Genomic DNA, 14,794 nt, shown 5'->3' with positions numbered 1-14,794 from the left:
TATCTTGTTATTCATTGGATTTAATAAACCGGCCGGGGGGGGCCCGGGGTGGGGGGCCCCCCCCCGCCTGTTTATGGGAAATTGGGAAAGACTCAGATCTCCATGTCCAGCAGGTAGGAGGACAGGCCCTTGCCGTGCATATCCACGGACAGGGAGCGGGTGACGCCGCCGCCCAGAGCGGCGTACATCACAAAGTTGAGGGCGTGGATGTTGGGCAGCTCATAGCGAACGACCTCACCCTTGACCATGCCCTTGAAATGCTCCTTCACACGCTCGGCGGTGACCTTCTCCTTGAGCATCTCATAGTCCTTGGGGTCATAGGCGATGAGGGAGATGTTGGAGATGTTGCCCTTATCGCCGGTACGGGAGTGCGCGAGGTCCCAGAGTTTCATAGCAAATGCTTCCTTTCTGTCTCAGAATCAGACTTCAAAGATCTCGGCTTCGGGCTTGACGTCGTAGCGGCTCACCAGGATGGAGGCCACAGAGACGATGTCGCGGGTGCGCTTGACAGCGCCGCAGCCGCCGGCGGGACCGTTGGTGTACAGGGCCTCCACCTCGTTGCCGATGATGTCGGCCTCAGCCTTGGTCTTGGCGCGGCCGGCCACCCGGACCCGCACCTCGCTGGGCTCCTCGTTGTACTTGAAGTCGGGATTCCAGTACAGGCTGTTGCAGCCGATCAGGTCAAACTTCAGCTCGTCGAACACGCCGGGGGCCACCAGTTCCAGCCGCTCCTTGATGATATCCAGAGCCAGCTTGCCGCGGGCCACACAGCCGGGGCCGCCGTAGCTGATCTCACCGTCGCCGATGAAGCAGTCGCGGTAGCCGATGGAGCACTTGAAGGTCTCGGTCTTGGGCTTGCCGGTGATGCCGGTGACCGCCACCTTGTCCTTCTCCACCTCGGTGAAGGTGATGTTCTTGCAGTCGGCCACCACGTCGGGAGTCAGGTAGTTCTCGGGGTCGTGGATCTCGTAGCAGATCTGCTCGGAGCAGGTCTCCACGGTGACCATGCCGCCGGCCTCGGGCACCTTGGTGACGAAGAAGGAGCCGTCCTCGGACACCTCAATGATGGGGAAGCCCAGGTGGCCCACGCCGGGCACGTCCTTCTTGCCGGGCTCGGCGAAGTAGCCGCCGGTGACCTGGCCGCCGCACTCCAGCAGGTGGCCCATAATGGTGCCCTTGCCCAGCTTGTCCCAGTCCTCCAGGGACCAGCCGAACTCATGGATCATGGGAGCCATGAAGATGGCGGGGTCGGCCACGCGGCCCGTGATGACCACATCGGCGCCCATGTCCAGGGCTTTCAGGATGCCCTCCACGCCCATGTAGGCGTTGGCGGAGACGATCTCGCCGGGGAGCTTGGACAGAGGCTCGTGGGTCTCCCACACCTCGGTGTCCATGTACTTGTCGATGACGGGCAGCAGGTCATCGCCGGTGACGCAGGCGATCTTCATACCCTTCAGGCCGTGCTTGCGGGCGATCTCCACACACTTCTGGGCGGCAGCCTGGGGATTGGCGGAGCCCATGTTGGTGATGAGCTTCACCTTGTGCTCCCAGCACAGGGGAAGAGCCTTCTCCATGCGGTGCTCCAGAAGGCCGTTATAGCCCTTGGTGGGGTCCTTCAGCTTGGCCTGCTGGCCGATGGCGATGGTGCGCTCGGCCAGGCACTCGTAGCTGATATAATCCAGATTGCCCTTCTCAATAAGCTCCAGGGAGGGCTCCAGACGGTCGCCGGCGTAGCCGGCGCCGCTGCCGATGCGGATGCTTTTCATACAATGACTTCCTTTCTGCACAAACAGATGAATGGATCAGAAAACAGGATCAAAGGGCGATGCCGCCGGTGATGACGGCCACCACGACCATGATCAGAGAAACCAGCCAGGCCAGGGGGATGGTCTTCTTCTGGTGCTCGCCGAAGTCCACGCCGGCCAGACCCACCAGCAGGAAGGTGGAGGCGGTGAGGGGGGAGACGGGGAAGCCCACGGTCATCTGGCCCAGGATGGCCGCGCGGCCCACATCCAGACCGGTGACGCCGAAGCCCTGAGCGGTCTCAGCCAGGACGGGCAGCACGCCGTAGTAGAAGGAGTCGGGGTCAAACAGCAGGGAGGCGGGCATACCGATGATACCCACGATGATGGGGAAGAACTTGCCCAGAGAATTGGGGATGATGGCTACCAGGGCGTTGGACATCTCGGAGATCATGCCGGTGCCCTGCATGATGCCGGTAAAGCAGCCGGCGGCGAAGAGCACGGAGCACATCATCAGGGCTTCCTTGGCGTGGGCGTCCACACGGGCCTTGGAGTCCTTCACCTTGGGGTAGTTGATGACGGTGGCCAGCACATAGAACACCATGAAGACCACAGCGGGGGCGAAGCCGGAGAACAGCAGGGAAGCGATGGCGGCGATGATCAGGATGATGTTCACCCAGAACAGGTGGGGCCGCAGCAGCTCCTTCTGCTCGTCGGTGAGCTCCTGCTCGGTGTGGCCCACAGCCTGGAGGGCCACAGCGCCGATGCGCTTCTTCTCACCGGCGCCCAGGAAGGCGGCGATGATCAGCACGCACACCAGACCCACGATGACGGCGGGCAGGACGGGCATGAAGAAGGCCACGGCGTTATCGCCCATGCCCAGCGCGGTGGCAGCCCGGATGGTGGGGCCGCCCCAGGGCAGGATGTTCATGGTGCCGGCGGAGAGAGCCACGATGGTGGCCAGGGTGGTGCGGCGCATGCCCAGCGCGTCATACAGAGGCAGCAGGGCGGGCACGCAGATCAGGAAGGTAACGGCGCCGGAGCCGTCCAGGTGGACGATGGCGGCCAGGATGGCGGTGCCGATGCCGATCTTGACGGGGTCGGTGCCCACCATGTTCAGGATACCTTTGATAATGGGACGGAAGGTGCCGGCGTCGGTGAGGATGCCGAAGAACAGGATAGAGAAGATGAACATGACGCCGGTGGCAGCCACGGAGCCGATGCCCTTGGAGCCGGTGATCATACCGCCCAGGGACTTGAAGTTGGCTACGAAGTCTACCACGGCGGCGGTTCCCTCAGGGGCGTCCTCAGGAACCACGGCCATAAAGAAACAGGCGATGATGCCGGTGACCACAGGTACCACGATAAGGGCCACCAGGGGGGATGCTTTCTTTGTCATGATGAGGACCAGCATGACGATGACGGTCAGAAATCCAAGTATTGCTAAGGGTGACATTGCAAAACCTCCTCTTTTTCTGTCAGGCGGCCTCTCCTTACCGCCTGTCACCCAATGATAAAACAATCCGCGTGCCAAGTTTGGAAAAAGAGGAAAAATCATGCTCAAACCCTTGGAAGCCAAGGAACGCGCCCGGTTTTTATCCTGCTGGCCGCACAGTACGGAGAAGAAAAACTTCTAAAATCTTAGAACTAAACGGAGGGGTCACATTTGGACCCGGTGCGCAAAGCACTCAGACACAGCACATTCTAAGATTTTAGAAGTCATTTCTAAAAATTTGGAATATTCAGTTGCCCAGCTTGTTGTACAGGCTGGCCAGGGAGATCCCCAGTTCCTTGGCGGTCTTTTTTTTGCCCTCCAGGGTGGACCCGTTGCGGGCCAGCGCCTCCTGGATGACCTGCTTTTCAAAGGCGCGGGTACGCTGAGCCAGGGTAAGGCCCTGGGTGTCCTCACTCTTGGGCTGACTCAGGTCGCCGGGGAGGGAGTCGGCGGTGATGATGCCGGAGGGGGTGAGGTAGGCGGAGAACTCCAGCACATTGCGCAGCTCCCGCACGTTGCCGGGCCAGTCGTGCTCCCGCAGCCGCTGGGCGGCCTCCACCGTGAGGGAGAAAGGGCGGCGGAGCTTGTGAGAGAGCTGGTTGAGAATGGAATTGGCCAGGGGGGAGATATCCTCCCGCCGCTCCCGCAGGGGCGGGATGTGGAGAGGGAAGGTGTTCAGGCGATAATAGAGGTCCTTGCGGAACTTGCCCTCCCGGACGTATTGAGGCAGGTCGGCATTGCAGGCGGCGATGACCCGCACGTCCACATCGATCTCCTTCACGCCCCCCACCGGGCGGATGCGGCGTTCCTGAAGAGCCCGCAGCAGCTTGGCCTGGAGGCCCAGGTCCATCTCGGAGATCTCATCCAGGAAGAGGGTGCCGCCGGCGGCGGCCTCAAACAGGCCCATCTTGCCGCCGCGTTTGGCGCCGGTGAAGGCCCCCTCCACATAGCCGAACAGCTCCGACTCCAGCATGTTGGCGTTGAAGCTGGCGCAGTTGATGGCCACAAAGACCCCGTCCCGACGGGAACTGGCGTTGTGGATGGCCTGGGCGTACAGCTCCTTGCCGGTGCCGCTCTCGCTCTCCAGCAGTACGGCGGCGTCGGTGGCCGCTACTTTCTGAGCCAACTCCTTTACCTGAACGGTGGCCGGGCTGACGGCAGTGATGTCATCAAAGGTGTACCGGGCGCCGTTGGCCTTGTTGATGCGGCGGAGCACCTGGCGGCTGCGGGCTTCTATGGCCTCCAGCTCCTCCTTGGTCTGATAGGCGTCCTCCAGGAAGGTGACCACCGACAGTCCGCCGATGAGCGCCCCATCCTGATAGATGGGATACATATTAACAAAGTAAAAGTCCTTGATCTCCTGACGGGTCAGGTGAAGGATGGGCTTGCCCGCCTCCAGCACGTCGGGCAGCCGGGCCCCTGGCCGCAGATCCCGCAGCCGGTAGCCCTCAATGGGGCCGATGTCGCCTCCGGCTTCCTTATTTAAAAACTCCCGGTAAGCCCGGTTGCCGAAGACGATGTGGCCGTTGGTATCAATGATGGTGATACCTTCCCGCATAGCGTCAAGTGCAGCCCGGGCGTCTGCGTTAAGCTCCATGGTGCCTCCCCCTTTTCGAGGTCATTGTAACGTGACTGGGAAAGAAAGGCAAGAAAAAAGGAAATGATATTAAAAATCACATCTTGAAATTGTTAAAATTACAGAAAGATTATGGAACGTTCTGCGTAGAATTTAAGCAAACTGCCGTTTTTGTCTAGAGTTTGGACAGGAAGGGGGATTTGTCTATTTTCCTTTCCGGGAAAGGGCGGTATCATATTGACAAATCTGAAAGATGTCATTTTATCATGAAAGGGGAAGCATTATGAAGATTCCTGACAGTTTGAAGCGCTATGGCCTGGCCAAAGTGTTTGATTATTTGGATAAAGACCCCATGAACAACATGAGCAAGGTCATGGATCTGGTCAACAAGTTTGCCGGCGACACGCTGGCGCCTCAGCGGGCTGCCTTTGACCGGGTCATCAACGACGAGGACTCCTGCTGGCATCAGCTGATCGAGAAGGTTTGGACCCAGACCGATCCCGACGTGCTGAAGACCGTGTTCAACAACTTCTTCGTCAACGCCAACCTGGTGGGCTGGCCCAAGCAGGAGGAGTGCCGCAAGAAGTACGGCTGCAACATTCCCTGGGCCATTCTGCTGGATCCCACCTCTGCCTGCAACCTGCACTGCACCGGCTGCTGGGCGGCGGAGTACGGCAACAAGCTGAATCTGACCTTTGATGAGATCGACTCCATCATCACCCAGGGCAAGGAACTGGGTATCTACATGTACATCTACACCGGCGGCGAGCCTCTGGTGCGCAAGAAGGACCTGATCGCCCTGTGTGAGAAGCACAACGATGTGGCCTTCCTGTCCTTCACCAACGCCACCCTCATTGACGAGGAGTTCTGCCAGGATCTGCTGCGGGTGGGCAACTTCATCCCCGCCATCAGCCTGGAGGGCTTCGAGGAGGCCAACGACTCCCGCCGCGGCCAGGGCATCTACAAGAAGGTCACCGACGCCATGGCCCTGCTGAAGAGCCACAAGCTGCCCTTCGGCATCTCCACCTGCTACACCAGCGTCAACTACAAGGATATCACCAGTGAAGAGTTCTACGACAAGATCATGGATCTGGGCGCCTACTTCATCTGGTTCTTCCACTACATGCCCGTGGGCAACGACGCCGCCCCCGAGCTGATGCCTACTCCCGAGCAGCGTGAGGAGATCTACCACCGCATCCGTGCCATGCGCCAGACCAAGGGCATCTTCGCCATGGACTTCCAGAACGACGCCGAGTACGTGGGCGGCTGTATCGCTGGCGGCCGGCGCTACCTCCACATCAACGCCAACGGCGATGTGGACCCCTGCGTGTTCATCCACTACTCCGACTCCAACATCCGGGAGAAGACCCTGCTGGAGTGCCTGCAGTCCCCCATGTTTATGGCCTATCACAACAACCAGCCCTTCAACGAGAACATGCTGCGGCCCTGCCCCATGCTGGAGAATCCTGAGTTCATTGAAAAGATGGTACATGAGACCGGCGCCCACTCCACCGATCCTCAGTCTCCTGAGAGCGTGGAGCATCTGACTGCCAAGACTCACCCCTACGCCGACAACTGGACCCCCACCGCTGAGAAGCTGTGGAATGAGTCCCACCCCGGCTGCGGCGGCTGCACCGCCTGCGCGGGAAAGTAACTGAAATGTACAAACAAGGCCGCCTATAGGCGGCCTTGTTTGCTAATCGGGCAGGAGAGGAGGATGAACATGCAGACCACCGTGCGGTCCCGGGAACGGACCCTCCTTCCCTCTGCGGCAAAAGGGCTGATCCTGCTTGCCTTTGCTGCCGTGGGACTGATGATCGCCGCGGCATCCGCATACGTCTTACTGGCCAACACCAATCCCAGAGGATTTTTCCTGCTCTATGCGGCGGTGCCCGCGCTGTGCATGCTGGCCGGCGCGCTGTTTCTGCCCAAAGAGCGGCCGGGTACCCGGATCTTTCTGATGCTTCTTTTCGCTGCCGCGCTGGTCCTCAAAGGTGCGGTGGCTTTGACAGTCACCCCACAGCTGGAGAGCGACTTCTACCTGCTCCACTACGCGGCGGAGCAGCTGGCCCAGGGGAACAATATTTTGAACGACACATCCTATTTCCAGCTGTGGCCCTATCAGAGCTTCTTCGTGGCCCTGCTGGCCGGCGTCATCAAGCTGTTCGGCCCGTTGCCGGTGATCTTCCGGCTGACCAACACCCTCTTTTCCGCCCTGACCAATCTTCTGGTCTACGGTCTGGCAAAGCGCTTTGCCTCCGAGCGGGCGGCCCGAGTGTCGGCGCTGCTGTTTCTGTTCTATCCGGGCACCTATTTTCTGATCCCGCTGCTGACCAACCAGCACCTGTCGGAATTCCTCCTGCTGGCGGCCCTCTGGGTTTGTACCGCTCCGGCCAGGAAATGGAGCGTACAGCTGTGGCTGGGCGGCGCGGGAGGTGTGCTGCTGGCCCTCAGCAATGCGGTGCGGCCCATGGGAGTGGTGGCAGCCATGGCCATGTGTGCCTGCCTGGTGCTCCGGGTCCTGGAGTGGCTGGGAGACAGAAGCCATGCCCTGTGGGCGCGGCTGCTCCCCGGGCTGTGCTTTCTGGCGGCCTATTTCCTGTGCGGAAAGCTGCTGTCCGGTCTGGTGATCTGGACGGGATTGAACCAGTACGGGCTGACCAACCGTGCTCCGGAGTGGAAATTCATCCTGGGGCTCAATCAGGAGACCATGGGCCGGTACAGCGACACCGATGCGGCGGCGGTATTCGGGGCAGGGGTGGATCAGCGTCAGGTATTGGAGGCGCTGGCGAAGGAACGGCTGTCCATCTCCCTGCCTGACCTGCTGAAGCTGATGGTGCAGAAGATCCGCATCATGTGGGGCGGCTTTGAGGACGCCTCCTGGATTCTGACTCCCCGCTACCTGGAGGAACTGGAGCAGCGGGGCCTGAAGGAACTGGTGGTTTACCTTGTGGACAAGCTGCAGCGGCTGGGAGCCGGGTGTTATATCGCCATGGGCTTGGCAAACGCAGGGGGCGCCCTGTCCGTCCTGCGTCGGCGGAAGCCCCTGCCGGAAACCCAGCGCCTGCTGATGCTGACCGCCCTGGCGTACTTCTGTGCCCACCTGTTTATTGAGATCCAGATCCGTTACCGCAGCACCATGACCGTGCTGCTGATCGTCCTGGCTGCCGCCGGGTTCGACTGGCTGTATGAGCTGCTGCGTTCCAGGAAAGCAAAAAGAGCATAAAAAACGGTCCCCCTCCGCAGGAAGGGGGACCGTTTTTCTATGTGCTTATTCGGTGGTGTAGTTGTCGAAATAGCCCTGGATGTAGACGATAGGAGTACCCTTGTCGCCGGAGCCGGAGGTCAGGTCGCACAGAGACCCGATCAGGTCGGTGAGGCGGCGGGGGGTAGTGCCCTGAGAGGCCATCTTGCCCACCAGAGAGCCGTCCTTCTTCTTGATCTCGTTCTTGATGGCGTCCCGCAGAGCCTCGCCGGACAGGGCGGCAAAGTCATTGTCCGCCAGGTACTTCAGCTTCAGCTCGTTGGGGGTGCCCTCCAGACCGGCGGTGTAGGCGGGGGAGACCACCGGGTCGGCCAGCTCCCAGATCTTGCCCACGGGGTCCTTGAAGGCGCCGTCGCCGTACACCATGACCTCCACATGCTTGCCGGTTTCGGCCAGCAGCTTGGCCTGGATAGCCTCCACCAGGTCCTGGCAGGGGCGGGGGAACAGCTTCACCTTGTCCTCGGTGGACTTGTTGGAGCCCAGCAGGCCGTAGTTCTCATTGTAGCCGCTGCCGTTGATGGAGGCGGTCATGATCTCGTCCAGGCCGAACACCTTCTCGGCGCCGGCAGCCACCAGGCGGCGCTTGGTGCGGGCGCGGGTGTGGATGTCGCAGTTCAGCACGTTCTTGGTGTAGGACAGGATGGCCCGGGGATCGTTGGCGAAGATGACCTCCACCTCGGCGCCGCACTCCCGGATCAGGTTGGAGTAGTAGTCCACATAGTCCACGCCGGTGAAGGGGTGGGTGGTGTAGCCGAACAGCTCACGATAGCGCTCCAGGGAGAGCACATCCTTGTAGGGATCCACGCCCTTCTCGTCCATCACGTCCTCGTCGATGAGGTGATTGCCCACCTCGTCGGAGGGATAGGACAGCATGAGGACGATCTTCTTGGCGCCCTTGGCGATGCCACGCAGGCAGATGGCGAAGCGGTTGCGGCTGAGAATGGGGAAGATGACGCCAATGGTCTCGCCGCCCAGCTTGGCTTTCACATCGGCGGCGATGTCGTCCACGGTGGCGTAGTTGCCCTGGGCCCGGGCCACGATAGCCTCGGTCATGGCCACCACGTCCCGATCGCGGACGGTGATCGCGCCGTCTTTTACGGCTTCCAGCACAGACCCGGTGACGATGTCCACCAGGTTGTCGCCTTCACGGATAATGGGAGCCCGGATTCCCATGGATACGGTACCGACCATCCGGCTCATAAATCAACACTCCTAATATGTTTGGATTAGCCGCGGAATTTCACGCGGCGCAAATATTATACATGAAAAAGATCGGCTTGTAAAACAAAAATTACAAAATCAGCGGTTTTTCTCACTTATGCCTGGGGATAGACCTGCTGGGCAAAGTGGACGGTGGCCATGGCGTCCTTGGCGTAGCAGTGGGCGCCGATCCGCTTGGCGTACTCCGCCGTCAGCACCGCGCCGCCAACCACCACCTGGACCTGGGGCGCCTGCTGCCGGAGCAGGGCGATGGTCTCCTCCATGTGTACCACCGTGGTAGTCATCAGGGCGCTGAGACCAACCAGCTTTACCTCCGGCTGAGCGGCGGCCGCCGCGATGGCCTCGGGAGCCACGTCCCGGCCCAGGTCGTCCACCTGGAAGCCGTAGTTTTCCAGCAGCACCTTGACGATGTTCTTGCCGATGTCGTGGATGTCCCCCTTCACCGTGGCCAGCACCACGGTGCCCCGCTTCTCCTGGGGCTGACCGGCCATGGCGGCCTTCACCACCTCAAAGGCGGCCTTGGCGGCCTCGGCGCTCATCAGCAGCTGGGGCAGATAGAGGGTGCCCTTTTCAAACCCCTGGCCCACCTGGTCCAGGGCGGGGATCAGCAGCTGGTCCACCAGCTCCAGGGGGGCGGCGCCGCGCTCCAGAGCGGCCTTGGCGGCCTCCGCCGCGCCCTCCTTCAGACCCCGGATGACGCACTCGTCCAGGGGAGCGGCAGGCCCGGCGGCAGCCGGTGCGGCAGGTGCGGCGGCCTGCCCGCCGTAGGCGGCGATATAGTCCCCGCACTGCCCGTCCAGCCCGGTGAGGGCCCGGTAAGAGCGGTAAGCCGCCATCATCCCGGCGGACAGGGGGTTGAGAATGGCGCAGCTCAGCCCCTTCTGCAGGGCCATGGTGAAGAAGGCACTGTTTACCAGTTCCCGCTGAGGTAGGCCGAAGGACACGTTGGATACACCCAGGATGGTGGGGCAGCCCACCTCCGGTCCGATGCGGCCCAGGGCCTCCAGGGTCACCAGGGCGGCGTCGGCCTGGGAGGACACGGTGAGGGTCAGCGGATCGATGACGATATCGTGGGCGGGGATGCCGTACTGAGCGGCGGTGTCCCGGATCTTTTTGGCGATAGCCACCCGGCCGTCGGCGGTGTCGGGGATGCCGCCCTCGTCCAGGGTGAGGCCCACCACCACGCCGCCGTACTTTTTCACCAGGGGGAACACCGCCTCCATGCTCTCCGCCTTGCCGCTCACCGAGTTGAGCATGGGCTTGCCGTTGTAGCGGCGCATGGCCCGCTCCATGGCTACGGGGTCGGAGGTGTCCAGCTGGAGGGGCAGGGGGATGACCGCCTGGATGGCGCACACTGCCTCGGTGAGGAGGGCGGGCTCGTCGATCTCCGGCAGGCCCACGTTCACGTCCAGAATGTGGGCGCCCGCCTCCTCCTGGGCAAAGCCCTCGTTGAGCAGATACTCAATGTCGTGCTCCCGCAGGGCCTGCTTGAACCGCTTCTTGCCGGTGGGGTTGATCCGCTCCCCGATGAGCACCGGGTTCCTGCCGATCTCCACCGCCCGGGAGTAGGAGGACACCACCGTGCGCTCCTTCTTCACCGGCTGGGTGAAGGGCAGGTTCCGGCAGCGGGCGGTCAGGGCACGGATGTGGTCGGGGGTAGTGCCGCAGCAGCCGCCCATCAGGTGGACGCCGTAGGCGGACAGGGTCTCCATCACGGAGGCAAACTCCTCCGGCCCCACGTCGAACACCGTCCGGCCTCCCTCGGTGCGGGGCAGACCGGCGTTGGGGTTGACCACGATGGGCAGGGAGGCGCAGGCGGCCAGCTCTTTCACGATGGGCTCCATCTGGGCGGGGCCCATGCCGCAGTTGACGCCCAGGGCGTCCACCCCCAGACCCTCCAGCAGGGCCACGGTAGAGGCCACGGTGCCGCCGGTGAGCAGCTTGCCGTTCTCCCCGTACACCGTGGTGACGATCACCGGCAGGTCGCAGTTCTCCTTGGCGGCCAGCACGGCGGCCTTGGCCTCGTAGCTGTCGCTCATGGTCTCGATGATCACCAGGTCGGCCCCGGCGGCAGCGCCGATGCGCACCACCTGGGCGTAGAGGGCCACCGCATCCTCAAAGTCCAGCTCCCCCATGGGCTTGAGCAGCTTGCCTGTAGGACCCATGTCCAGAGCGATGTATGCGTCGGACTCCCGGCCAACCTCCGCCCGGGCGGAGCGGGCGATCTCCACGCCGGCCTTTACAATGGCCTCCAGGTCGAACTGTCCGCCTGCCGGGAACTTTAAAGCGTTGGCTCCAAAGGTGTTGGTGCAGACGATGTCGCTGCCCGCCTCCAGATAGGCCCGGTGGAGGGCGGCGATCCGCTCCGGGTGGAGCAGGTTCCAGGTCTCGGGCAGCTCCCCGCCCTTCAGGCCCTGAGCCTGGAGCAGGGTGCCGGTGCCTCCGTCAAAAAACAGGCGTTCCCGCCCCAATTTTTCTCTTAAATTCATGCTTACTCTCTCCTGAATGCGCAGTCTGTTTTGCCGCAGGCCTCACAGCCCTGCCGGTGGCAGGCGATGGCCTGACGGGAGCGGCCGATGACCGCCGTCACCGACTTGACGGGGACCAGCAGCATGCTGTCGGTCACCGTCAGGCCGATGCGCTCCGGGGTGCGGAGCAGCCGGGCGATCTCTGGCTGGCAGGCGATGGGGAAGTCCCCGTAGCCCGGGCTGAACCGGGGCCGCAGATACCACCCTTCCCCTTCGCTCTCGGTCCGGAGGACGTCGTTGGCCCGGTCGCATACCTCTTCAATGAGGGCGGCTCCCGCCGCCTGATAGATGGCCCCTTCGGCCACCCGGCCGGCTCCGGCCCGAGCAATGAGCCGGTCTACCTCCAGCCCCAGCGTGGCGGCGAAGAGGATGACCTCCTCACAGCCCAGCAGGTTCCGGTGGAGGGCGGCGCTTTTTACCCGGATAGGCCCCAGCTCCATCTCATTTCCATCATGAAAGGTGAGGGGGAGGACGGTACTCACCGTCCGGGGCTGGGCCGCCTGCTCCACCCGTGCGGTGCAGGCGCGGATGAGGGCGTCCGCCTCGGGCTCCGGCCTGACGCCCTTTTTGTAGCCCAGGTAGCGGCACACCTCCTCGTAGGGGGCAGTCACGTTCATTTCAAAATCTCCGACAGGCTGGCCTGAATGCCGGCGGCGATCTCGGGCTTGTTCATGGAATAGATGTGGATGTGGTTCACCCCGTTGGCGATCAGATCGATGATCTGATCGGTGGCGTAGGCCACGCCGGCCTGCCGCATGGCAGGGGGATTGTCCCCGAACTTGTCCACAATGGCCTTGAACCGCTCGGGCAGGTAGGTGCCGGACAGCTTGCAGATGCGGGCGATCTGCTTGCCGTTGGTCACCGGCATGATGCCCGCCACCACCGGCACGGTGATGCCCTTCTCCCGGATGCGGTAGAGGAAGTTGTAGAGAATGTTGTTGTCAAAGAACATCTGGGTGGTGAGGAACTGGCAGCCAGCCTCCACCTTGGCTTTCAGGTGGTCGATGTCGATGTTTTTGGTGGGAGATTCCGGGTGTCCCTCCGGGTAGCAGGCGCCGCCCACGCAGAAGTCCCCCTGGGCCTTGATGTCGCGCACCAGCTCAGCGGCGTAATGGTAGTCGTGGGCGGGGGCGCCGCCCTCCGGAATGTCTCCCCGGAGAGCCAGCACGTTCTGGATGCCTCTGGCCTTCAGCTGCTCCAGTACCTTTGCCACATGCTCCTTGGTGGAGGAGGCACAGGTCAGGTGGGCCAGCACGTCCACGCCGTACTGGTCCTGGATGCCGGCGGCGATGCCTACGGTGTAGTCGCTGGTGCCGCCCCCCGCGCCGTAGGTGACGCTCATGAAATCGGGCCGCAGGGCGGCGATCTCCTGGGTGGCTCTGGCCACGGACTCGTAGGTGTCGCTGGTCTTGGGAGGAAATACCTCAAAGGACAGGGTGACCTTGTCCTGATTGAGCTTGTCGATGATTTTCATGGGGAAACACTCCTTGCTTGATGGGCGCCCTTCTCCTCAGAGAGCATAGGGGGAAAGCGCAGTTTGCTGAGACAAAAAACGAACAGGATCGAGCTGATGGCCCAGGTCAGAGGGTAGGCCCAGTAGACCACCTGGATGGACGGGATGACCCGGACCGTCAGGGTGATGTAGGTGATGCGCAGGGCGCACCACACGGAGAGCATGATGGTCATGGGCACGATAGGTCTGCCCATGCCCCGCATGATACCGGCGCAGCAGTGAGAGAAGGACAGCAGACAGTAGAACAGCGACACAGTGTGGGCGTAATTGACCCCGAAGGAAATGACGGCCGGGTCGCTGTTGAAGGCACCCACCAGCACCGGCGACAGGAAGAAGATAGCCACGCCGATGCACTCAGCCAGAATGGGACTGCACAGCAGGCCGAACTTCATGCCCGCCCGCACCCGGTCGTAACGCTGGGCGCCGATGTTCTGACTGACGAAGGTGGACAGGGCCAGGGCGAAGCAGGTGACAGGGAGGAAGGCGAAGCCCTCGATCTTGCTGTATGCCCCGCAGCCCGCCATGGCGGAGGATCCGAAGGCGTTGATATTGGCCTGGACGATGACGTTGGCCAGGGAGACCACCGAGTTCTGTACCCCCGAGGGGATGCCCAGGGTGACTACCTGCCGCAGCATGACGCCCTCGAACCGTACCCGCCGCCAGCGGATGCGATAGCTCCGGTCGGTGCGGGTGAGCCGGCCCAGGGCCAGGCTGGCGCAGAGGATCTGGCTGAGGATGGTAGCCAGGGCGGCGCTGCCCACGCCCAGGTGGAACACCGCCACGAAGAGCAGGTCCAGTACCACATTGGTGACGGAGGCCAGAATGAGGTACTTCATGGGGCTGCGGCTGTCGCCCACCGACTGGAGGATGCTGGCGGACATGTTGTACAGCACCACCGCGCTGGAGCCCAGAAAATAAATGCGGAAATAGAGAATGGAGTTCTGGATCACGTCGGCGGGTGTGCCGATCCATCGCAGGATCTGTGGGGTAAGAATGACCCCGACCACTGTCAGAACTGCTCCGGCGGTGATGCCCAGAGCCACCGTGGTGTGGACCGCCCGCTCCACATGGTCGTCATCCTGAGCACCGTAAAACCGGGCGATAAGCACGCCTGCGCCCATGGACAGGCCGTTGATAAAGCCCACCAGCAATAAAATCAAGCTGCCGGAGGAGCTGACGGCCGCCAGGGCCTGCTGCCCGATGAACTTGCCCACGATCAGGGAATCCACCGCGTTGTACAGCTGCTGGAACAGGTTGCTCAGGAAGATAGGCAGAGCAAAGGTCAGCATTTTCCTGGGTACGCTGCCCACTGTCAGCAAATTCTGGTCTGCTTCTGCCATGAACCACACCCGCTCCTTGTCGTTTTTTATCCAAAAGAAGAATACCCTTTATCATACCATCCTGTCCGGACAGGTGCAAGAAAAAAAGAAATCCTTGACAATGTCGATATTCGA

At 62.0% G+C, this 14,794-nt stretch carries 11 protein-coding genes; 2 read left to right on the top strand and 9 right to left on the bottom strand.

Annotated features, from left to right (window positions below; all coding sequences use genetic code 11):
* Positions 1 to 92: 92 nt before the first annotated feature.
* The 4 genes from ACTNB1_RS09230 to ACTNB1_RS09215 all read right to left on the bottom strand — a co-directional run bounded on the left by ACTNB1_RS09230 (position 93) and on the right by ACTNB1_RS09215 (position 4,834).
* On the bottom strand, positions 93 to 392 hold the full coding sequence (locus ACTNB1_RS09230; protein ID WP_087342682.1) for an AtuA-related protein: 300 nt from the start codon (positions 390 to 392) through the stop codon (positions 93 to 95).
* A gap of 27 nt (positions 393 to 419) precedes the next feature.
* Positions 420 to 1,766 carry an acyclic terpene utilization AtuA family protein gene (locus ACTNB1_RS09225; protein ID WP_441169022.1) on the bottom strand — a complete coding sequence of 449 codons (1,347 nt, stop codon included), beginning with the start codon at positions 1,764 to 1,766 and terminating at the stop codon, positions 420 to 422.
* A 49-nt stretch (positions 1,767 to 1,815) separates the two neighbouring features.
* Positions 1,816 to 3,198 (bottom strand): CitMHS family transporter, encoded by a 1,383-nt coding sequence (locus ACTNB1_RS09220; protein ID WP_441169020.1) that lies wholly within the window; start codon positions 3,196 to 3,198, stop codon positions 1,816 to 1,818.
* Between the two features lie 286 nt (positions 3,199 to 3,484).
* Entirely contained in the window at positions 3,485 to 4,834 is a 1,350-nt protein-coding gene (locus ACTNB1_RS09215) for a sigma-54 interaction domain-containing protein (RefSeq protein ID WP_441169018.1), read from the bottom strand.
* Between the two features lie 262 nt (positions 4,835 to 5,096).
* Between ACTNB1_RS09215 and ACTNB1_RS09210 the strand changes: the two genes are divergently transcribed.
* Positions 5,097 to 6,467, top strand: a complete 1,371-nt coding sequence (locus tag ACTNB1_RS09210) for a radical SAM protein (RefSeq protein ID WP_441169017.1) — start codon at positions 5,097 to 5,099, stop codon at positions 6,465 to 6,467.
* 69 nt (positions 6,468 to 6,536) lie between these two features.
* Entirely contained in the window at positions 6,537 to 8,039 is a 1,503-nt protein-coding gene (locus tag ACTNB1_RS09205; protein WP_441169016.1) for a glycosyltransferase family 39 protein, read from the top strand.
* A 45-nt stretch (positions 8,040 to 8,084) separates the two neighbouring features.
* On the opposite strand, the gene ACTNB1_RS09200 is transcribed toward ACTNB1_RS09205, so the two are convergent.
* The 5 genes from ACTNB1_RS09200 to ACTNB1_RS09180 form a co-directional block, all read right to left on the bottom strand.
* Positions 8,085 to 9,278, bottom strand: a complete 1,194-nt coding sequence (locus ACTNB1_RS09200) for a coenzyme F420-0:L-glutamate ligase (RefSeq protein ID WP_441169015.1) — start codon at positions 9,276 to 9,278, stop codon at positions 8,085 to 8,087.
* Between the two features lie 116 nt (positions 9,279 to 9,394).
* Positions 9,395 to 11,788, bottom strand: a complete 2,394-nt coding sequence (locus ACTNB1_RS09195; protein WP_441169013.1) for a homocysteine S-methyltransferase family protein — start codon at positions 11,786 to 11,788, stop codon at positions 9,395 to 9,397.
* A 2-nt stretch (positions 11,789 to 11,790) separates the two neighbouring features.
* Entirely contained in the window at positions 11,791 to 12,444 is a 654-nt protein-coding gene (locus tag ACTNB1_RS09190) for a Vitamin B12 dependent methionine synthase activation subunit (protein WP_441169011.1), read from the bottom strand.
* Positions 12,441 to 13,301, bottom strand: a complete 861-nt coding sequence (gene metF / locus ACTNB1_RS09185) for a methylenetetrahydrofolate reductase [NAD(P)H] (protein ID WP_441169009.1) — start codon at positions 13,299 to 13,301, stop codon at positions 12,441 to 12,443. Before metF ends, ACTNB1_RS09190 begins: the two co-directional genes overlap by 4 nt.
* Positions 13,298 to 14,680 (bottom strand): MATE family efflux transporter, encoded by a 1,383-nt coding sequence (locus ACTNB1_RS09180; RefSeq protein ID WP_441169007.1) that lies wholly within the window; start codon positions 14,678 to 14,680, stop codon positions 13,298 to 13,300. The genes metF and ACTNB1_RS09180 overlap by 4 nt, the downstream gene beginning before the upstream one ends.
* Positions 14,681 to 14,794: the final 114 nt, after the last annotated feature.

The sequence above is a fragment of the Flavonifractor sp. HCP28S3_F3 genome (genome assembly GCF_052065355.1).
In the GTDB taxonomy this organism is placed as follows: domain Bacteria; phylum Bacillota; class Clostridia; order Oscillospirales; family Oscillospiraceae; genus Flavonifractor.
Note: the sequence above shows the minus strand (reverse complement) of the source record. Positions and strands in the feature narration are given on the sequence as shown.

Coding starts and splice junctions, on each gene's coding strand:
- ACTNB1_RS09230 (WP_087342682.1), bottom strand. CDS start 392: ATGAAACTCTGGGACCTCGCGCACTCCCGTACCGGCGATAAGGGCAAC.
- ACTNB1_RS09225 (WP_441169022.1), bottom strand. CDS start 1,766: ATGAAAAGCATCCGCATCGGCAGCGGCGCCGGCTACGCCGGCGACCGT.
- ACTNB1_RS09220 (WP_441169020.1), bottom strand. CDS start 3,198: ATGTCACCCTTAGCAATACTTGGATTTCTGACCGTCATCGTCATGCTG.
- ACTNB1_RS09215 (WP_441169018.1), bottom strand. CDS start 4,834: ATGGAGCTTAACGCAGACGCCCGGGCTGCACTTGACGCTATGCGGGAA.
- ACTNB1_RS09210 (WP_441169017.1), top strand. CDS start 5,097: ATGAAGATTCCTGACAGTTTGAAGCGCTATGGCCTGGCCAAAGTGTTT.
- ACTNB1_RS09205 (WP_441169016.1), top strand. CDS start 6,537: ATGCAGACCACCGTGCGGTCCCGGGAACGGACCCTCCTTCCCTCTGCG.
- ACTNB1_RS09200 (WP_441169015.1), bottom strand. CDS start 9,278: ATGAGCCGGATGGTCGGTACCGTATCCATGGGAATCCGGGCTCCCATT.
- ACTNB1_RS09195 (WP_441169013.1), bottom strand. CDS start 11,788: ATGAATTTAAGAGAAAAATTGGGGCGGGAACGCCTGTTTTTTGACGGA.
- ACTNB1_RS09190 (WP_441169011.1), bottom strand. CDS start 12,444: ATGAACGTGACTGCCCCCTACGAGGAGGTGTGCCGCTACCTGGGCTAC.
- metF (WP_441169009.1), bottom strand. CDS start 13,301: ATGAAAATCATCGACAAGCTCAATCAGGACAAGGTCACCCTGTCCTTT.
- ACTNB1_RS09180 (WP_441169007.1), bottom strand. CDS start 14,680: ATGGCAGAAGCAGACCAGAATTTGCTGACAGTGGGCAGCGTACCCAGG.